General features: G+C 62.4%; 17 protein-coding genes, 1 other RNA gene and 1 pseudogene. 14 read left to right on the top strand and 5 right to left on the bottom strand.

Annotated elements, in window-relative coordinates; translation table 11 throughout:
* The first annotated feature begins 139 nt into the window (after positions 1–139).
* From ftsE to IV500_RS21420, 9 genes and pseudogenes are all read left to right on the top strand, one after another.
* Positions 140–883 (top strand): cell division ATP-binding protein FtsE, encoded by a 744-nt coding sequence (ftsE, locus tag IV500_RS08390; protein ID WP_196396358.1) that lies wholly within the window; start codon positions 140–142, stop codon positions 881–883.
* A complete protein-coding gene (ftsX, locus tag IV500_RS08385) occupies positions 880–1,794 on the top strand; it encodes a permease-like cell division protein FtsX (RefSeq protein ID WP_196396357.1) in 915 nt (304 codons plus the stop codon). The genes ftsE and ftsX overlap by 4 nt, the downstream gene beginning before the upstream one ends.
* A 67-nt stretch (positions 1,795–1,861) precedes the next feature.
* Positions 1,862–3,253, top strand: coding sequence for a murein hydrolase activator EnvC family protein (locus tag IV500_RS08380; RefSeq protein ID WP_196396455.1), 1,392 nt, complete (start codon positions 1,862–1,864; stop codon positions 3,251–3,253).
* Positions 3,254–3,385: 132 nt separating this feature from the next.
* Positions 3,386–3,856: an SsrA-binding protein SmpB gene (smpB, locus tag IV500_RS08375; RefSeq protein ID WP_196396356.1), complete on the top strand. Its 471-nt coding sequence runs from the start codon at positions 3,386–3,388 to the stop codon at positions 3,854–3,856.
* Positions 3,857–4,741, top strand: a complete 885-nt coding sequence (locus IV500_RS08370; RefSeq protein ID WP_196396355.1) for a cytochrome c oxidase assembly protein — start codon at positions 3,857–3,859, stop codon at positions 4,739–4,741.
* A 35-nt stretch (positions 4,742–4,776) separates the two neighbouring features.
* Entirely contained in the window at positions 4,777–6,090 is a 1,314-nt protein-coding gene (locus IV500_RS08365) for a glycoside hydrolase family 3 N-terminal domain-containing protein (protein ID WP_230854708.1), read from the top strand.
* A gap of 109 nt (positions 6,091–6,199) precedes the next feature.
* Positions 6,200–6,566: a transfer-messenger RNA gene (ssrA, locus tag IV500_RS08360) on the top strand.
* 225 nt (positions 6,567–6,791) lie between these two features.
* Positions 6,792–7,616, top strand: a pseudogene (locus tag IV500_RS22265) (amino acid permease); the annotation flags it as partial.
* A 94-nt stretch (positions 7,617–7,710) separates the two neighbouring features.
* A complete protein-coding gene (locus IV500_RS21420; protein WP_230854706.1) occupies positions 7,711–9,087 on the top strand; it encodes an APC family permease in 1,377 nt (458 codons plus the stop codon).
* Between the two features lie 44 nt (positions 9,088–9,131).
* Here the strand turns inward: IV500_RS21420 and IV500_RS08350 are convergent, their stop codons facing one another.
* Positions 9,132–9,368 (bottom strand): hypothetical protein, encoded by a 237-nt coding sequence (locus IV500_RS08350; protein WP_196396476.1) that lies wholly within the window; start codon positions 9,366–9,368, stop codon positions 9,132–9,134.
* A 120-nt stretch (positions 9,369–9,488) separates the two neighbouring features.
* On the opposite strand from IV500_RS08350, the gene IV500_RS08345 reads away from it, so the two are divergent.
* The 3 genes from IV500_RS08345 (at position 9,489) to IV500_RS08335 (ending at position 12,697) form a co-directional block, all read left to right on the top strand.
* A complete protein-coding gene (locus IV500_RS08345; RefSeq protein WP_230854705.1) occupies positions 9,489–10,040 on the top strand; it encodes a DUF6328 family protein in 552 nt (183 codons plus the stop codon).
* A 281-nt stretch (positions 10,041–10,321) separates the two neighbouring features.
* Positions 10,322–11,707 carry a reverse transcriptase family protein gene (locus tag IV500_RS08340; protein WP_196396354.1) on the top strand — a complete coding sequence of 462 codons (1,386 nt, stop codon included), beginning with the start codon at positions 10,322–10,324 and terminating at the stop codon, positions 11,705–11,707.
* A 72-nt stretch (positions 11,708–11,779) separates the two neighbouring features.
* Positions 11,780–12,697 (top strand): hypothetical protein, encoded by a 918-nt coding sequence (locus IV500_RS08335; RefSeq protein ID WP_196396353.1) that lies wholly within the window; start codon positions 11,780–11,782, stop codon positions 12,695–12,697.
* A gap of 211 nt (positions 12,698–12,908) precedes the next feature.
* Here the strand turns inward: IV500_RS08335 and IV500_RS08330 are convergent, their stop codons facing one another.
* The 3 genes from IV500_RS08330 to IV500_RS08320 all read right to left on the bottom strand — a co-directional run bounded on the left by IV500_RS08330 (position 12,909) and on the right by IV500_RS08320 (position 16,318).
* Positions 12,909–13,673: a hypothetical protein gene (locus tag IV500_RS08330; RefSeq protein ID WP_196396352.1), complete on the bottom strand. Its 765-nt coding sequence runs from the start codon at positions 13,671–13,673 to the stop codon at positions 12,909–12,911.
* Positions 13,670–14,404: a hypothetical protein gene (locus IV500_RS08325; protein WP_196396351.1), complete on the bottom strand. Its 735-nt coding sequence runs from the start codon at positions 14,402–14,404 to the stop codon at positions 13,670–13,672. The genes IV500_RS08330 and IV500_RS08325 overlap by 4 nt, the downstream gene beginning before the upstream one ends.
* A 288-nt stretch (positions 14,405–14,692) precedes the next feature.
* Positions 14,693–16,318, bottom strand: coding sequence for a ribonuclease J (locus tag IV500_RS08320; protein WP_230854704.1), 1,626 nt, complete (start codon positions 16,316–16,318; stop codon positions 14,693–14,695).
* A gap of 371 nt (positions 16,319–16,689) precedes the next feature.
* On the opposite strand from IV500_RS08320, the gene IV500_RS08315 reads away from it, so the two are divergent.
* Positions 16,690–17,442, top strand: coding sequence for a Type 1 glutamine amidotransferase-like domain-containing protein (locus IV500_RS08315; protein WP_196396349.1), 753 nt, complete (start codon positions 16,690–16,692; stop codon positions 17,440–17,442).
* Positions 17,443–17,508: 66 nt separating this feature from the next.
* Here IV500_RS08315 and IV500_RS08310 read toward each other — a convergent pair whose 3' ends face one another.
* A complete protein-coding gene (locus IV500_RS08310; protein ID WP_196396348.1) occupies positions 17,509–17,880 on the bottom strand; it encodes a hypothetical protein in 372 nt (123 codons plus the stop codon).
* 147 nt (positions 17,881–18,027) lie between these two features.
* Here IV500_RS08310 and IV500_RS08305 point away from each other — a divergent pair.
* A partial coding sequence (locus IV500_RS08305; RefSeq protein ID WP_196396347.1) for a hypothetical protein occupies positions 18,028–18,373 on the top strand: 346 nt, incomplete at its 3' end.

Genomic DNA, 18,373 nt, shown 5'->3' with positions numbered 1-18,373 from the left:
TGCGCTGCGACACGCCCCAGGCGTTGCGGCGAATGACCAAAGGAATGTCTATAGTCGATAAGCCGGTGTATTCTTCCCCCCACCAAATACCCGAGCATCGGCATGTCAGAATCCATTGCTGACTGGGTCCAAAAGAGCCATGATTCGTTTCGATAACGTCACCAAGATTTACGACCAGAAGACCCGTCCGGCCCTGGACTCGATCTCGCTGGAGATTGACCGTGGGGAGTTCGTCTTCCTGGTCGGGGCCTCGGGCTCCGGCAAATCCACTTTTCTTCGTTTGGTACTCAAGGAAGACCACGCCACCGGCGGTATCGTCTACGTGGCGGGCCAGAATGTGGCGAATATTTCCAGCTGGCGGGTGCCGAAACTGCGCCGCGGCATTGGCGTTGTCTTCCAGGATTTCCGGCTGCTGCCCAATAAGACCGTCTTCGCAAACGTGGCTTTTGCGATGCAGGTGATCGGCAAAAGCCGCGGAATCATCCGCGAGACCGTGCCTGAGGTGTTGAAAACCGTTGGGCTTGAAGGCAAAGAAAACCGCCGGCCGCACGAACTCTCCGGAGGCGAGCAGCAGCGCGTGGCGATCGCGCGCGCCGTCGTCAACAAGCCCGGGATCCTGCTGGCGGACGAGCCCACCGGAAACCTGGATCCCACCACCTCACTGGGGATTATGAAAGTGCTGGACAAGATTAACCGCAACGGCACCACTGTGGTGATGGCAACCCATGACGACGACATCGTCAACGAAATGCGCAAGCGCGTCATTGAGCTGCGCAACGGGGTCGTGCTCCGCGACGAGGCGAAGGCCCTGTACACGTCGATGATGCCGATAATTCCGGCTGCTGACTCCGGCTCCGGACGTTCCGCGGGGGCCCACAAGTGAGACTCGCCTTTATCCTCGGCGAAATCGGCGGGGGCCTGCGCCGGAATGTTTCGATGGTGGTTTCGGTCATTTTGGTGACCTTTGTGTCACTGACGTTCGTTGGTACAGCCGGAATGCTGCAGATGCAGATCAACCAGATGAAGGGCTACTGGTACGACAAGGTCCAGGTGGCGGTCTTCCTGTGCGTTGATACCTCCACGTCTCCCAGCTGCGCCTCCGGGCCCGCCACCGATGAGCAGAAAAAGAACATTGAGACTCTGCTGGATTCTGCGGCGGTGAAACCCTACGTGACGAGTTGGGCCTATGAGTCACAGGCCGATGCGCTCAAGCACTTCAAAGAGCAGTTTGCGAATTCGCCGATCGTCGATTCGGTCAGCGCGGATCAGCTTCCGGCGTCCTTCCGGGTAAATATGGTCAATCCGGAAAAATACCAGATCATCAATGAGACCTTCTCCGCCACCCCGGGCGTGGAAACGGTGATCGATCAGCGTCAGCTGCTGGAGAAACTCTTCTCCGTAATGAACATAGCCTCGCTGGTGGCCGTGGGGATTGCGGGTCTCATGATTATTTGCGCTATCCTACTAATCGCCACTACCATCCGGCTATCGGCCTTCAGCCGACGGCGGGAAACAGGGATAATGCGGTTGGTCGGTGCGTCCAAGGCGGTAATTCAGCTGCCTTTTGTGCTGGAAGGTGTGATCGCCGCGGTGATTGGCGCAGTGCTGGCCTCCGGCACGGTATGGGCGGTCGCTAAGTTCTTTATTCAGGATTATCTGGCAGATCAGTACAAAGACACAGCGTTTATCTCTGCCAACCAAGTCCTGATCCTGACACCGGGACTGCTGGTGCTGGGAATACTGCTGGCGGGCATTTCCTCGCTGCTGACGCTGCGCAAGTATCTGAAGGTGTAGGTAGTTGACCATCGAGGAGACACAGCCCATGGCTAAGATGTTCGAGCGCGGACGCCCGGGCGGCAGCATGCCGCGTTCCTGGGCCAAGGGTCTGGGGATGCGCGGACGCACCAGCGCCGTCAGCGTGGCCACGGTAGCTGTGCTGGCGGCGGCGCTGCTGAGCGGGGCCCCCGCAGCGCAGGCGGACAACCTTGATGACCAGGCCAAGGCGCTGCAGAATCAGGCGAACGATGTTGAATCGTCGCTGGAATTCCTTGACGCCGGTATCGCCACGGCCGCTGCCAACCTCACCCTCTACCGCGGCCAGCTTCCTGGTGCGCAGGCCGCTCTCTCTGACGCGCAGACGCGCGTCGGTGCTGCCACCGGCGCCGTCGATGCCCTCGCCGCACGGGTCAGCCTGGCGCAGCAGAACAAAGATAAAATTACCGGACAGATCCAGTCCGATCAGGAAAAGCTCACCGATACCAAGAAGCTGATTGGCCAGATTGCGGCGCAGTCCTATAAATCCGGCGGGGTGCCCTCCAATTTGAGCTTGTTCTTCGGCTCCAGTTCAACGGGCAACCTCGCGGACGGGATGGACCTGGCGGATCAGGCCATGCGGAGCCAGAATTCCATGCTCGACAAGCTCTCGCAGCAAAACGCCACCAACGTCAACTCGCAGGCCAGGCTCGGGGCGGTGGAGGCAGAGATCACGGACCTTAAAGGCAAGGCGGATGCTGCTTTGGCCGCTGAGAAGGCAGCCCGGGACGAGGCCGAGGCCAAGAAGGCTGCGGTGGACAAACTCGTCGCGGACGCGGCGGCTCTGGACGCAGAGCTGACCGCTAAGAAACCACAGATCCAGGCGCAGATGGCCGCCGTGAAGGCCCAGCAGGATGCAGTGGCCGGTCAGATCGCGGAACGGCAGCGTCAGGAACTGGCCGCCGCGGCGGCGGCGGAAGCGGCGCGGGTTGCGGCGGAGGCGGCGGCTGCCGCAGCGGCCGGCAACAATAGTTATGTGCCCCCAGCGCCGCAGACGCAGGGTAATCCGTCCGCCTTCGGTCTCCGGCATCCTTTTGCTGCCAATATTGCGATTACCTCCGGATTCGTCAAGCACCGTCCCGTCCCGCCGGGCACGATCGATTTCAATGGGACAGGGTTTTACGACCACACCGGCATTGATTTCGGTGCCCCCTGTGGTACTGCCATCTACGCCCCTGCGGCCGGAACGGTGACTACGGCGGGGTGGACCCCATATGGGGGTGGCTTTACGGTGATGATCAGCCACGGGGTGATACAGGGAAATGCCCTGACCACGGTTTACTACCACAACTCTTCCGTAGCAGTACAGACCGGGCAGCATGTGAATTCGGGAGACCTGATCGCATACTCCGGCAGCACGGGAAACTCCACCGGTTGCCACGCCCATTTTGAAACATGGCTCAACGGCAGCCCGGTGGATCCCATGCCGCTGTTGGGCTAACAAACCGGACAACCCATCGATTGTGCCGCAGATGCCGGTATCGGCGCATTAACGAGCATCTGTGGCACAGTTGATGCGCGTAGACTAGGAAGTCCTGTGTTCAAACCGCTATGACGTCCAAGGAGTAATGCCGTGCCGAAAGAAAGTGGCCGCAAGGTGGTGGCCACCAACCGTAAGGCCCAGCACGATTACCACGTCATGGACACCTTCGAGGCCGGGTTGGTCCTGATGGGAACCGAGGTCAAGTCGCTGCGCGAGGGGCGCGCCTCGCTGGTGGACGGATTCGCCACCCTCTACAACGAAGAATTGTGGCTGGAGTCCGTCTATATTCCGGAATATCTCAATGGCAGCTGGACCAATCACTCCGCCCGCCGGCGCCGCAAGCTCTTGTTGCACCGCGAAGAACTGGAAAAAATCAGCCACAAGACCCGGGAGTCTGGCTTCACCATTGTGCCGCTGCAGCTGTATTTCCTGGACGGCCGGGCAAAAGTCGAAATTGCCATTGCGAAGGGCAAGAAGGACTACGACAAGCGCCAGTCGTTGCGCGAAAAGCAGGACAATCGTGAGGCGCTGCGCGCCATGCGGGAGAAGAACCGCAGCTAGATGCCCGGACTGCAGCAATTCTTCGGAACCTGGGCGATGGATCCATGGGCGCTGGCCCTCGTCCTGGCAGCCGGAGGCCTTTACGCCTTCGGTTTGGCGCGGGTGCGGACTGCCGGAACCCGCTGGCCCGTGTGGCGGGTGCTCAGCTTCTATCTATTGGGCCTGGGGACGTATTCATTCATTTCCTTCGGTTTCCTGGGAGCGTATTCCACCGACCTGCGCTGGGCCTTTTCCGTACGTTTAGCGCTGTTGTTGTTTGTAGTGCCAATTCTGCTCGCACTCGGCCTGCCGCTAGGGCTGGCGCAGGCGGCCATTACCAGTCCCGGTCTGCGCCGTGGTCTAAGCACAGCGGGACGGTGGCCGATGAAGTTCTTCGGCAACGCCGCGGTTGCGCCGCTGGTGGGCCTGCTGCTGTTCTCGGCCATGCTCACGCCGCTGGCCGGTTTTGCCAGGCTCAGTGCGCCCATGGAGGGTTTGCTGACCGTAGGCATCCCGCTGCTGGGTCTGTTGCTGGTGCTGCCCATCACCGAGGCCGGCACCCGGACCACCACGTCGCTGCTGATGCTGCAGTTTGTCTTCGCCTTCATCGAGTTGCTGGCCGACGCCATTCCCGGCATTCTGCTGCGGCTCAACAACGCAGTGCTCGACGGCGCCGCGGCAGTGTCCGGGGCGCGTCCGGCCTGGTTTCCCAACCCACTGCGGGATCAGCAGCTGGCGGGCGACTGGCTCTGGTTTATCTGCGAGGCCGCCGATCTGCCGATCATCATCTTGCTCTTTGTCAGGTTTTCCCAGACCGACAAGGGCGAAAGCAAGGTGTTGGACGAGATGAGCGATGACGAGATGGATGCTCTCAACGAAGCGCACCTGTTCAGGCATGGCTCGTGACCCGGTATGGCTCGTGAACCGGTATGGCTAAAGAAATGAGCCGCCGGTGGTGGCTGGGCGTGGTTGCCGGCCTCGCCGTTGTGCTGGGGATTATCTTCGCGGTCAATGCCGCCTCGCCCGGGCCGACGACAGCGGCTCCAACGGAACGCGATTCAACTGCACCCGCTCCAACGCCAGGGCAGACGACGACGGCGCCAGGGCAGACGACTACGGCGCCAGGGCAGACGACGACGGTGCCAAGCCAGCCGCCGTCGCCCTCTTCCGTTCCGTCGCCCCCTCCCGTGCCGTCGCCGGTTCAGGAAGCACAGCGAACGCTCGCCACGCTGACCCCCGAGCAGCGGGTTGGGCAGGTGCTCATGGTGGGCTCGCCGGTGAGCGGACCGGATGCTGCGACTCTTGCCGCGCTTAACGAGGACCATGTGGGGAACGTCTTCCTGAAGGGACGCAGCTACGCCGGAACGGACGTGGTCGCCGGCGTCGTGGCCTCCCTGCAGGCCCAAGTGTCCGCGCCAGGCACCGCGGGCGTTCGCCAATTCATCGCGACGGACCAGGAAGGCGGCATGGTCCAGATTATGAATGGACCTGGTTTTTCGGATATTCCCGCGGCGGTTGTTCAGGGTGCCCTTGATCCGGGCCAATTACGCGCGGACGCAAAACTTTGGGGAAATGAGCTGGCCCACGCAGGCGTCAATGTGAACTTTGCGCCGTCGCTCGATACCGTTCCCGGCGCGGATTTTGCGCCGGCGAACGCTCCGATCGGACACTTCGGCCGCGAGTACGGCTACACCCCGGCGGATGTTTCGGCGCACGGCGTCGCCTTTGCCCAAGGTATGGCAGACGCGGGCGTGGCGCCGGCCGTCAAACACTTTCCCGGATTGGGGAGGGTGAGCGCCAATACGGATACCACCAGCGGTGTCACGGATGGCATTACGGTGCGCAACGGCCCGTTCATTGCGCCCTTCCGCGATGCGGTGCGCGCCGGTGTGCGCTGGATGATGATCTCCAACGCGTCCTACCCGTCGATAGACCCCGGAGAAATTGCGCCGTTTTCCTCCATCATCATGCGCGGCATGGTCCGTGACGACCTCGGATTCACCGGCATCATCGTCTCCGACGACATCTGCGACGCCGTCCAGCTCTCCTTTGCGGCGCCGTCGGACCGGGCGGCGGACTTTATCGCCGCCGGCGGGACCATGGCGCTGTGCACCAACCAGAACATCCTGCCGCAGTTGTCTCAAGGGATCCTGGCCCGGCAGGCGGCGGACCAGGCCTTCGCCGCCGTCGTCGACGCTGCGGCCCTGAAAGTCCTTGAGGTAAAAGCCGAAAGCGGCCTGCTGTCTGCCGGCTGAGGAACGCAGCCTGACACGCTCGGAATACAACTCGACGCAAGTGCGTTAGACTAAGTACCCCGGTGGTTCCTGAACGTTTGGGGACCGCTGGACTTTGATAAAACAATATGGGGATGACTGGTTTCGACGGTGTTCGTCGCGACAGGTGAAGCGGGCCGAGGATACAGGGTTATCTCGTAAACGCTCTCTGTAAACCAATAAGTGCCAAAACATCGCGCACTGACTTCGCTCTTGCTGCCTAAGCAGTAAGACAGTCCGTCAGACCGGGTCTGCTCTCGCCCCGGATCCTGGCGTCATTTAGAGGGCCACTGCTCTACGCCTTTGTTACAGGGGCATAGGGGACACTTATGTAACTGAGCCTGGCAGCTACTCGTTTGCAGGATAGCTGGGGCTGAGAAAAACCGACGCAAACTGCGCCCGGAGAAGACCTGACAACACAACATCGGACGGGGGTTCAATTCCCCCCATCTCCACCATAGAACAGCAGGTCAGCGGCATATCGCCGCTGACCTGCTGTTCTTTTCTGGCAAAAGTGCTGACTCGGATCTACGATAAATCATCGCCAGCGTCGATGAACGCCGCCGCAAGAGCGGAACACCCTCCTGCCTGGTGTTCCGGCGCGATCCGGATAGCCGCAGGCAGGATCTGCGCGCCGTTCACCACGAAACTCGGCAGCAGCGCGTGCTGGCTGCTAAAGGGCAGTGCGCTGGCGCCACCCGGGCCGGAATCCTAAAAAACCGCGCACCCACCCGGCAGTGCCGGGAGGCTTCGCCGTGTCTGCGCAGCAGGACCGGGTCCGTCCGGGCGGCGTGCCCGAGACCGTAGGTTGCGTGCTCAAGCGCGTATTTTTGGGTAAGCCGCTGATCACCGCGCAGCTGAAGTCGGAGAAGCTGAGCAATCCGGTGGCCCTGGGTGTGCTTTCCCCCGATGCCATTTCCTCCTCGGCGTACGGTACCGAGGAAATCCTCCTGGAGCTGCTCCCGTATGCGGGCTTGGCCGCCTTCGCCCTGGTCCTGCCGATCACGGGCGTTATTTTGTTGATCCTGGTTTTGGTGGCGGCCTCCTACCGGCAGGTCCTGACGGTCTACACCCAGGCCGGTGGATCCTACGTCGTGGCACGAGAGAATTTCGGCCCCAAGGTGGCGCAGGTCGCGGCGGCCGCCCTGCTCATCGACTACGTCGTGACGGTCGCGGTCCAGGCGGCTGCCGGCACCGTCGCGGTCGTGTCCGCCATCCGGCCGCTGGGTCCCTACAGCCTGGAAATCACCATCGCCGTCGTCCTGCTGATGTGCTACGTCAATCTCCGCGGTCTGCGCGAGGCTGGTACGCCCTTCGCGGTGCCCACCTATTTCTTCTCGATCATGATCGGCGCCATGATCGTCGTCGGCGTGCTGCGCCAGCTGTTCTTTGGCGGTCTGCCGCAGTACGACGCCGGGCACCTGGCCGGCGCTGTTGAGGTGCGTCAGGGCGACGGGCTGGTGATGGGGGCGAGCATCCTGATCGTGCTGCGCGCCTTCGCCAATGGCGGTTCCTCTTTGACGGGGGTAGAAGCCATTTCCAATACGGTCAGCGCGCTGCGGGAACCGGCAGGGCGGAAAGGGGCGCAAAGTGCTGACCGCCATGGCATGCATTCTAGGGTTCCTGGTCGCCGGAGTGTCGTATCTGGCGTTCGTCACACATGCCACCCCATTTCAGGCCGGCTATCCCTCGGTGCTCTCCGAGGAGGCCCGCGCGGTCTTTGGCACCGGCACGATCGGCAACGTGCTCTTCTATCTGGTGCAGATCGCGTCAGCGGCGATTCTTTACACCGGCGCGAACACCAGCTTCAATGGTTTTCCCTTCCTCGCGAGTTTCGTCGCAGAGGACCGATTACTTCCCCGTCAACTGACCAAGCGCGGGCACCGGCTGGTCTTCTCCAACGGCATCATCGTGCTCACGGTGGTCTCTGTGCTGCTCCTGGTGGTCACCGGCGGGTCGGTGAATGCTCTGGTCCCGTTTTATGCGATCGGTGTGTTCACCGGGTTTGTGATGGCCGGTTACGGGATGACAAAACATCATCTGGGCGCGCGCGAGCCCGGTTGGCAATGGCCGCTGGCGATCAACCTGGGCGCTGGCATCCTCGCGACCATCGTCGTCGGCATCTTCGCGGTGGCCAAGTTTACCGAGGGTGCCTGGCTCGTCGTTGTCGCTTTCCCGGTCCTTGTTTATATCCTGATGCGCCTTAACTGCGAGTACCGGGCCGAGGCCTCCGTGCTGGAAAAGCTCCGCCATAGCGCCCCGTTGGAATCCCAGTACGCTCACCGCAAGGTCTTCCTGATGGTTGGCTCAATAGATCTGGCCGTGCTGGAGGCGCTCCGGTACGCCCGCGGGCTCCGCGCTTCGGAGCTGACTGCCGTGCATTTCATGATCGACGACGTTTATGCTCAGCGGCTTCGCCAACGCTGGGAACATTTCGGCATCAAGGCGAAGCTGGAGATAATCGACTGCCCGGACCGGCGGATCACCCACGCCGCCCAAAGGCTGGTGGTCCAGGCACTTGAGGAGGAGAACACCGGCGTCACCGTGCTCCTGCCGCGGCGCAGCTACGCACCGTTCCTGGGACGGTTGCTGCATGATCGGACCGCGGACCGGATCGCGCGGGTGGTCAGCCGCATACCGCACGCCGTTGCGACGATTGTTCCATTCGATGTGCAGGCACAGATCCGGCAGACTTTCCCCGAATTGCCTGAGGAACGCATCACGCGCAAGGTCGAGCGGCTCAGGGAACGCATGGCTGGTGAGGAGGACAGAGTCGAAAACGGGCAGGAGAGCCATGAGCGGGCACCCGCCGCGATCCCTATCGAAGCCCTTATTCCCGGCCAGCGCGCAACAGTCGAGGGACGCGTGCTCAGCATGGAGACGACCGGAAGCAGTCCGCGCACCAGATATCGTGCCACCATCACGACCAAAGCGGCGAACTTATCCTCCAGTTTCACGGACCGCTGGCACAGCCGATGATGCCGGGCATGGCCTTGCGGGTTAGCGGGAAGGTACGGCAGCAATCAGAGAAAGAGCCGGCGCAGATGATCAATCCCCAGTACCAGATCCTCGCGGACAAACCGGACGGCTCCCCGTCCTAGCCAGTACAGATGCGGCGGACACCCTCCTCGGCGGTCATGTCCCTGGCCCGGATCGGAGAGAACGGGCTCGGTGTAACAACGGCCGATTCCGCGACGACGGTGAACGGCGCGTTTCGCCGGGTCCGCCTCATCCCGCCGGGTCGGTTTGTTGTTGGGCATCGCGGTGGCCAAATGAATCTGGCTGATTTCCCCGGTGAACGAGCTGAAAGCGTCAGGCGGAAGCGTTGCGTTTGCCGGTGCCGTCCGTGGCGTGGGTACCGTCGCGGTACGGTGGAACGCATGATTACCGCGGGAGAGGAATCCATGAAGAGCGCCGACGGAGATCACATTATCGATCCGGAGCGACAGGAAACCCGTGAGCAGCAGGCCGACCGGAATTGGAGCGAGCTTCTGCAGGAAATGCGGGTGATGGAGACGGGAACCCAGATCCTGGCCGGGTTCCTATTCACACTTCCGTTCCAGCAGAGGTTCGGCCAGCTCGATGATATTCAGCGCATTGTTTACCTGATCCTGGTGATCCTCGCTGCCGTACTAACTGTCCTGCTGCTGACGCCCATCGGGCTTCACCGGACTCTCTTCCGGCAACGGCTCAAGCATGAAATTGTCGAAAGGAGCGCGGTGATAGTGCGGATTGCCTTGATCGGAGCTGCTGTGCTTGCGGCCGGGACAGCGTCCCTGGTTTTCGATGTGGTGGTGGGCAGGGCAGCGGGCATCACCGTGCTGCTGGTACTGCTGATCGTCGTCGGGCTCCTCTGGCTGGCCTATCCGGCCCTTGTCGGCCGCAAAAGCACGCCCAATGGCGTCAGGGCGGACGCAGAGGAAGGCTCCTGAATCAAGGGCCTTCGAAGTGTTACCAACCGCGGTGACCCGAAAGCGATGCTGGCGTTGATGCCGGCGATCGGCTAGCGTGGGCCCGTGCGGTGGCTGACGGATGAGGCGGGTGGTGTACTTCGTATACCGTCCTCTCCGGGGCTACCCTGGGGCACGCAGAATTACCTGAAGCAAGCGCCGCAGGCGCCAGACTGCGCTCCGCGCAGCTGCGCGCCCGCACAGATAGACGGGTCATCCATCAGCCACCGCACACGTGCCTTGGTGACGATTCGGGCGGATTCATGATGCACGCGCCGCGCCGGATCCAATCCGAGGGAACCAGGGTGCTCGCCCGGACCCCACACCCCACAACCTCGGGCGTTGCCACTGCTGTGGCGTTCGCCTTTCTTGCCGCCGGGGAATGGACGAAGGCGGGTCTGGTCCAGTCCGGTACCGAACTGTTGGGAGTCCGGCGACGCTGGTTACCCTCACTGGCGGCGCAGGTTTTGGGTTGGTACCCCCGGCCACCGGTTGACGCCGTGCGGGAACTCGCCGCCGTCGTCGAGGGCTGCCCGGCTTTCATTAACGCGGTTGACCGGGCTGCCCGGCAGCGGGTACCGATCCGGATTGCCCGTTACGTGCTGGCGCCGGGGCAGGCCCGCCAAACGCCGTTCCCGATCCCGCGCATCTCAAGCGCCGGGGACCTTGCGGACCTGCTGGAACTGACGTCCGGAGAACTCGACTGGTTCGCGGACGTGAAGCACTGGAACGGACGGGCCGAACCGCGGCTGCAGCACTACCGCTATGTTTGGCGCACCCGCTCCGGCCGAACGCCGCGCTTGTTGGAGATCCCCGCACCCCGGCTGCGGTCCCTGCAGCGAACCGTACTGCGCTCGATCCTTGCGCCCGTCCCGCTGCATGACGCCGCGCACGGGTTCGTTTCGGGACGCAGCGCTGTCACCGGCGCGCGTCTGCATACCGGAGCCCAGATGGTGATCGCGCTGGACCTCACGGCATTTTTCGCCCGCGTTACGGCCGGCAAAGTCTTCGGGATTCTCCGGCAGGCCGGTTACTCGGAAAGCGTGGCGCACCTCCTGACAGGGCTTTGCTCGCATGTGGTGCCGCCGCGGGTGCTCTCCCGGATGCCGCCCGGCGGTGCTGTGGACGAACGGTTTGCGCTGCGGCAGGCCCTTTCCCTGCCGCACTTGCCGCAGGGCGCGCCAACGTCACCCATGCTTGCGAACCTGGCCGTGCGCCGGCTGGATTCACGGCTGTCCGGTTGGGCGTCGGTAGCGGGTGCGGTCTACACGCGTTATGCGGACGATCTGACCTTCAGCGGCGGCAAGGAGCTGGCCGGCCGGGCGGATGCCTTTGTCCGCGGAGCAGCACGGATCGTGGGGGAGGAGGGGCACGCACTGAACCCACGCAAGTCACGCGTCCGTGCCGCGGGCGTGCGGCAGGTGGTCACGGGCATTGTGGTCAATGAGCGGACCAATGTGGCCCGGTCGGAGTTTGATCGGTTGAAGGCGGTGCTGCACAACTGCGTCGTCCATGGTCCGGCCGGTCAAAACCGTGACGGACATGGTGACTTCAGGGCTCATTTGCTGGGACGGATTGCTTGGCTTGAGGCGCTGAATCCTGGCCGGGGTGCGCGGCTGCGGGCGGACTTTGCGCGAATCCGGTGGTAGCGGGGCGCAGCAGGCTTCATGGACTAAAACCGGGGGCGAGCTCCATGGTGTAAGGCTCGCTACAGTAGGGCTATGAACGAGGACCATGCTGTGAGCGAGCGTGCTGTTGACGGCGGTGCTGCGGGCCACGGCGGGGCGGATGACGGCGGTGCAGCGGGCGACGACGGCGTGGATGACGACGGTGCAGCGGGCCACGGCGGCGGGCACGGACGACGGCGGACCGGAGGCGCTGCCACCGGGAGAGCGGAATCCGATAGTTTGACCGTCCGATCGTCGGGGCCTGCATCCGCGAACCGACCGGCGGCGAGCTGGTTGAATCGGGGAGTGCCGCCGTCGAACACCACCGCCCCTGACGGCTGGCTGCCCGGCTGGCTGGTCCGAAGCCCGCTGCGGACCGGCTGGATCTGGACCGGATCATGGGCCGTTCTGATCGTCGTGGACGAGTTTGCCGAACTAGCGGGATGGATATGGTATCTGCTGGTGGGACTGGCGGCCTTACCAACGCTCCTGGCAACCGTCACTGTGCTGCACGCTACGCCCCGCAGGCACCTCAAACCAACCTCAGAATCGGTGCTTAGCCACTTCTTCGTGCGTTTCCTTGGCTTGGTGCTGGCATTCGTGATTTGGGCATTTTCGGTAGTGCTCAGCGCCTCCATCTCCACGACGATCCAGTCGCTGTCCGCCGCTGACGAACGGCAGGTCACCGGTTACGGGTTCCAATTGCTGCTGGCAGCGTTCCCGCTGGTGGTGAGCGTGCTCTGGCTGGCGCTCATCATCCGTTGCGCGTGGTTCCTGGGCCGGTTACGCGGATGGCGGCAGGCACCTGCGCATTCAAAGGTGCCGGAGAAGTTCCTGCAGGACCGGCCGGAGCTGCGCCGCGTCGTGATTGGACTGGCCCAACCTGGTCTTCTGCTGGTTGCGGGTCTCGGAACGTCCATCCTCGCCCTGCTGCTTAATGCCCTCGACCTGACGCTGAGCGTTCTCAGCTGAGCCGCAGGTGGCCCGTCGGCTTTCTTCTGGCCGCGGGGACGATCTGAGCGGGCGGAATCGCCGTAGGTTAAATGGCTGAGTGGTGGAAGGACCAAGCCCTCCACCACTCACCCCCCAAGTCCCCATGCTTCCGGCCAAACCGTCGGCTGTTCACATATTCATGATTATTGCATGTTGTAATGAAAATGTGCGCATCGTAAAGTTATCTTTGTCACGTTGCGTCGTGCCAGCCATGCAGTTGCCCGCCTGCCCTGGCCCCCTGGGATTTTCGGCGCTGTTCCATCCGCAGCGATATCCAAGTAAAGGAAAGACCAAGCGCCATGCAGACGATGGCCGTGTAGGAGAGCAGCGCAATTAGCTGCGAGACCAGCGGAACCGCAGCCGCGGCGATCTGCATCGCCGTTAAGAGCAGGACCATGATGAAGGCTGAGCAGATCAGGCCTGCAGCGGTGGCGGCCGTTTTGCGCCCGGCAGCGCCCGCAGACACTGCTGCCAACGCAGTGGGGCGGATCAGGCAAGCCGCGGCGTACGCCGGATATAGCCGTCCGAGAAGACCATAGGCCTGCACGGACGGCTGATTGCTGTAGCTTTGCAGACCAACGCTGGTGCTCGGCAGATCGCTGAGTAAAAACAGCACCAACGTGGCGACGCTGATCAGCGCCAGCAACGAGATTCCGACGGGCCCGCGGATGAGCCGGGCACTGCTGGCGGAACGGTATGCGGCCGCAAACTTCACGGCAAGTATGTAAAAAATCGCGTACAACGCGAAGCGGATGGCGAGATTGGCGATATTGCGTCCGCCAAGCCCGGCATCCACCACCAGATAGATTTCCGGAAGACTCAGCCCAACAGCGACCGACAGCAGCACGAATGCCCAGAAAAGCCCGGTGTTCCGGCCCCGGAGGGTCGCCGGGACACGCCATGCCGCGCAAAACAGGCACGCGCCCAGTGCGACCCACTGTAGTACAGCAATCATCCGAGATTCTCCCACAGTGCATTTGTCTGTTCATTGTCCTGATCGGTCCGCCGCAGCGCTTTTCCGAGTGCGTCAAGCCGTGCTGCCGCTAGCGTGACGAGGTCTGTGTCTCCCAGCGCGCGCAGCGCTTTCCCGCGCGCATCCTCGGGCCAGCCGCCTTCCTTGGGAGTAAGAACACCGGTGACAACCAAACCACCGGTGAGCCCGACGCCGGCAATCCGGGCAACCTGCACAGCGACCTCGGGTGCGAGCCGATTGGCACTTAGCTGCGCGGAAAGGTTCTGCGGCGCCATTTGCAGGTCCCGGGAGATTGTATGCCTAAGACCGGGGACGTCAATGGCATCGATCCAGCTGCGGACGGACGTCTTGTGTGGCATTGGTGTCAGGATGTGTTTGCCGGCCGGCTCGGGCGGATCTACGATCGCATTCCGGGCCACGATCTCGCGGAGCAGGTCAACATCGGAAATCTGGCTGACCAGCTCGGCTTCGGTTGGCGGCAGCAGCCCACTTGCCAGATCATAGTATTTGTCAAAACCGGACAGGGCGGCAACGGCGTCGATATCGAAGGCGCGGCTGATGCTGACGACGGTGACGACAGCGACTTTCCCTCGGACCAACTGCTGGGCAAGGGTGGATCGCTTAATCCCCGAGAGTCTGGAAACGGCGGCTGTGCTAGTGCCAGGCGCCACCGAATGGAGCCACTGGGTGAACGCCTTGGCCGGCACTGACATGGGGTCTTCCCACTTTCGACGGAAATAAAATTGGTTATCCAATATTTTAGCTAAAAGGAGTTTGCGCCAGGGGATTTGTGGGTATGCTTGATGTGCTGGCCCTTCGTTTCACGCACCCCCCAAGTGTGAAACGAAGGGCCGGCTTTTTTGCCGGTGCCGGACGGGCTCGGGTCAGCCCCGCGTAACCCGACCCGCGAAACGGGCGGAGCAGCCAGAACTGTGCCGGGAAGCATCGCGCCCCAAGGTGCACCAACGTGCGCCAAGACCGACAGTAACCGGCAGCGGTGCTTATGCGTCGACGATAATGGCAGTCACAAGCGGGCTGCGCCGGTAGGTCTTGTGCATCCAGCGGCTCACGGTATTTTCAATCAAGGCTTCAAGCTGCTCACTCGAATGCGAGCGAGGAGCCGAACCGAGGGCCTTTTCAATGGCTTGCACGGCGGGAGAAAAATCGGCGGGTTTATGCACAAAGCCGCGAACGAAGAATTCCGGATCCTCTGCCAGCGCGGACGTTTCCGGGTCAACGATGGCCAGGACGGTGATGAGCCCTTCCTCGGCCAGCTTGCGCCGGTCCTCCAGCGATTCTTCGGTGGCACCGCCAACCGTCTGTCCGTCCACAAACACGTAACCGACCGGAACGCTGCCGGTGATGCTGATCTTGCCGTTGTGCAGGTCGACGGCGTCGCCATTGTCAGCGATGGCCACCTGGCTTGCTTCCAGACCGGTGCGCATCGCCAGCTTCGCGTTGGCTTTCAGGTGCCGGAACTCGCCGTGTACCGGCATCACGTTCTTGGGCTTGACGATGTTGTAGCAGTACACGAGCTCCCCGGCGCTGGCGTGTCCGGAGACGTGAACCTTGGCATTGCCCTTATGGACGACGTTGGCGCCCAGCCGGGTGAGCGAGTTTATGACACGGTAAATGGCGTTCTCATTGCCGGGGATGAGAGAGCTGGCAAGCAGAACAGTGTCACCCTCACCGATCTCGATCATGTGGTCGCGGTTCGCGATCCGGGACAGCGCGGCCATCGGCTCGCCCTGCGAACCAGTGCAGATCAGCACCACTTTCTTGTCCGGCAGGTTGGACAGCGCCTTGAAGTCCACCAGCGTGCCGCGCGGGACCGTCAGGTAACCGAGTTCACGGGCAATGCCCATATTGCGGACCATGGAACGGCCGACAAAGGCAACTTTTCGTCCGTGCCGATGGGCCGCGTCCATGACCTGCTGGATCCGGTGGACGTGGCTGGCGAAGCTGGAAACGATAATCCGGCGCGGGGCTGTCCGGAACACGGTGTCAATAGCCGGGGCCAGATCCTCCTCAGACGTGGTAAACCCGGGAACCTCGGCATTAGTGGAGTCCGTCAGGAATAGGTCAACGCCCTCGGCGCCGAGTCGGGCAAAGCCGGCCAGGTCGGTAATGCGCTGATCCAGCGGGAACTGATCCATCTTGAAGTCGCCGGTATGCAGCGCCGTTCCGGCACCGGTCTTGACGGCGACTGCCAGACCGTCCGGGATTGAATGGTTGACCGCGAAGAACTCGAGGTCAAAGGGGCCGAATTTTTTGCTCTGCCCTTCCGCCACCTGAACCGTGCGGGGGCTAATGCCGTGTTCCTTGAGCTTGGCCTTGATAAAGGCCAGCGTCAGCTTGGATCCGATAACGGGAATATCGCGTCGTTCGCGCAACAGGTACGGCACGCCGCCAATGTGGTCCTCATGCCCGTGCGTGAGAACGATGGCAACAACATCCTGGAGCCTGTCGCGAATGGAGCTGAAGTCCGGCAGGATGACGTCGATGCCGGGCTGGTGTTCTTCCGGGAAGAGTACGCCGCAGTCCACCACGAGTAGCTTGCCGGCGAACTCAAAGACCGTCATGTTGCGGCCGACTTCGCCAAGTCCGCCAAGGTTCATGACTCGCATGGCTCCATTTGGTAGTGCAGGCGGGGCGACAGGGAGCTGGTGGGGCAGGTTCATAGTGGTTCACTTTCGTCGAAAAGCGCCGCGTTAGCGGCTGGAAGTCTGTGCTGGCCCTGACCCCTGCGGGGCGGGGGTCGTACGGCGCCGCAGGCGCTGCGGTAGCGGAAAACGGCGTCAAAAAAACAGGTCTGGAAAAATCGGTGTCCAAAATCCATGTGGAGGAATCAGACGAGGAATGCGGCTTTGCCGCACCTCTGCGGCGACCCGGGAGTGGGTACCACGTCGCTTCGTCCGAAAGCTCGGTACTACTTACGATAATGGAAATAACAGCACAGTGTGTTTCCGCCGTGCAACTGTCGACAGAAGGGCACCTCATGAGTGCAGATCAGCCCACAATTTTGGCAACCTCCGGTGGGTATAAGCCGGGCGTCCGGACCGCGTTGGAATTCAACGCACTGGTACATCACGCCGTCGAACTTTCCGGTGTCAGCGCAAGGGCACCACGGATCACGCATCTGGGGACGGCCAGCGGTGACCAACGCTGGTTCAATAATGACATTAGTGAAGCGGCGCGCGTTGCCGGCTTCGAGCTGAAGCATTTAAATCTCTTTCCAATGCCCAACCTCGGCGATGCCGCTGAGCTGGAGGCGCATCTCCTGGCGCAGGACGTCGTCTGGGTGAACGGTGGATCCGTCGCCAATCTGCTGGCCGTATGGCGCGTGCACGGTCTGGACCATATCTTCCGCAGGGTTTGGCAGGCAGGGGTGGTCTTGGCCGGCGTGTCTGCGGGGTCGATCTGCTGGTTCGACGGCGGAACGACGGATTCCTTTGGCCCGGAACTCCGGGCGGTGACCAACGGTCTTGGACTATTGCCATACGGCAACGGCGTGCATTACGACTCGGAGCCCGGCCGGAGATTGCTGGTGCATCGATTAGTGGCCGACGGAACGTTGGGAGTTACGCACTGCACCGACGACGGCGTTGGCCTGGTGTACCGGGGCACGGAGCTGATCGACGTGGTCACCGAAGTTCCCGGCAAATCTGCCTACATTGTCTCTACCGCCGCCGGAGAAGGGCCGGATGCTGTGGCCAGTGAACAGCGCTTGGCGGCCCGCCTTCTGCACTGATTCTGCGCTGAGCTCAAGCCTTTAGCCCGGTACGGGGAAACGTCTCCCCACCCTGTCCGGATCCGATCAGGACGGTGCTATTGGCTCATCGAGGATGCCAATGAAGCGACTGCCCACACCATCGAATTCGCTGCGCCGGGAGCCGGCGTCCGGACCCGGCAGCTCGCCGATCTCGTGGTCGGCACAAATGACGTAGCTGAAATCCGGCCACCACTTTTTTGGACGAGCAGCCTCAGTGTAGTCGCAGATGTAGCAGCGCAAGTGGACCCAGACCGGTCTCTTACCCGTCCGGTTGGCGCGTGACTGAACCAACCACGCCGGGGGGTTGTCCCGGATCTCGGTGAATTCGGTCTCGGCCATCCGGGCCGGTATGCCATGTTTGTATGCCATCTCTAGCGGGATATCAAGGGCAAGGGCAGCGTCTCGTCTGGTAATCATCTTAATAAAGGATAAAGGACGAGGCAGATTCCGCAGATGTCCCGACGTCGGAAGCGGTTCCAGGAGCGCGTTCCAATGCAGGGAATAGTGGAAGATATGTTCGATAGAACTATGGTCTGATACCACGGATTAGGATAAACTTAAGGTATGGGAACCGGTCAGGGTTTTGAGGCGCTTCTTGAGGAATTCCTCAAGGCTCCCGACCATGCCCGGCCGGTGGGGCGCGGCCCGGCTGCGGGGCGCGGGCCGGCCTCGGGTGACGTGGCGGCTCCCGGTGGCGGGCGCAGGGTTGCGCTGGTCAGGCGGCGTGGGCAGCTGCAAAAACGCAGGTCCGGGCACGGTCGTGGTGGTGCGGTGGTGCTGGACCTGGTGTGGGGTCCGGTGAAGGACGTGGTGGAGAGGGGCCTGTGGCATGGCCAGGCCCGGTCCCGGACGTTGTTGGCTGCGGTGGTGTGTGAGGAGGCCCCGGCGGTCCTGGACCCGGTCGCGGTGG

It is taken from the genome of Arthrobacter terrae, assembly GCF_015708085.1.
GTDB classification, from domain to species: domain Bacteria; phylum Actinomycetota; class Actinomycetes; order Actinomycetales; family Micrococcaceae; genus Arthrobacter_M; species Arthrobacter_M terrae.
The sequence above is the reverse complement of the archived record's forward strand: the minus strand, read 5'-3'. Positions and strand labels throughout refer to the sequence as shown.

Bases quoted from the DNA above. Each gene is read 5' to 3' on its own strand.
- IV500_RS08325 (WP_196396351.1), bottom strand. From the start codon at position 14,404: ATGTCAGTGCCGGCCAAGGCGTTCACCCAGTGGCTCCATTCGGTGGCG.
- IV500_RS08350 (WP_196396476.1), bottom strand. From the start codon at position 9,368: ATGCCCAACAACAAACCGACCCGGCGGGATGAGGCGGACCCGGCGAAA.
- IV500_RS08370 (WP_196396355.1), top strand. From the start codon at position 3,857: ATGCCCGGACTGCAGCAATTCTTCGGAACCTGGGCGATGGATCCATGG.
- IV500_RS08365 (WP_230854708.1), top strand. From the start codon at position 4,777: ATGAGCCGCCGGTGGTGGCTGGGCGTGGTTGCCGGCCTCGCCGTTGTG.
- ftsE (WP_196396358.1), top strand. From the start codon at position 140: ATGATTCGTTTCGATAACGTCACCAAGATTTACGACCAGAAGACCCGT.
- IV500_RS08380 (WP_196396455.1), top strand. From the start codon at position 1,862: ATGCCGCGTTCCTGGGCCAAGGGTCTGGGGATGCGCGGACGCACCAGC.
- IV500_RS08340 (WP_196396354.1), top strand. From the start codon at position 10,322: ATGATGCACGCGCCGCGCCGGATCCAATCCGAGGGAACCAGGGTGCTC.
- IV500_RS08320 (WP_230854704.1), bottom strand. From the start codon at position 16,318: ATGCGAGTCATGAACCTTGGCGGACTTGGCGAAGTCGGCCGCAACATG.
- IV500_RS08335 (WP_196396353.1), top strand. From the start codon at position 11,780: ATGAACGAGGACCATGCTGTGAGCGAGCGTGCTGTTGACGGCGGTGCT.
- IV500_RS08345 (WP_230854705.1), top strand. From the start codon at position 9,489: ATGATTACCGCGGGAGAGGAATCCATGAAGAGCGCCGACGGAGATCAC.
- IV500_RS08310 (WP_196396348.1), bottom strand. From the start codon at position 17,880: ATGATTACCAGACGAGACGCTGCCCTTGCCCTTGATATCCCGCTAGAG.
- IV500_RS08315 (WP_196396349.1), top strand. From the start codon at position 16,690: ATGAGTGCAGATCAGCCCACAATTTTGGCAACCTCCGGTGGGTATAAG.
- IV500_RS21420 (WP_230854706.1), top strand. From the start codon at position 7,711: ATGGCATGCATTCTAGGGTTCCTGGTCGCCGGAGTGTCGTATCTGGCG.
- IV500_RS08330 (WP_196396352.1), bottom strand. From the start codon at position 13,673: ATGATTGCTGTACTACAGTGGGTCGCACTGGGCGCGTGCCTGTTTTGC.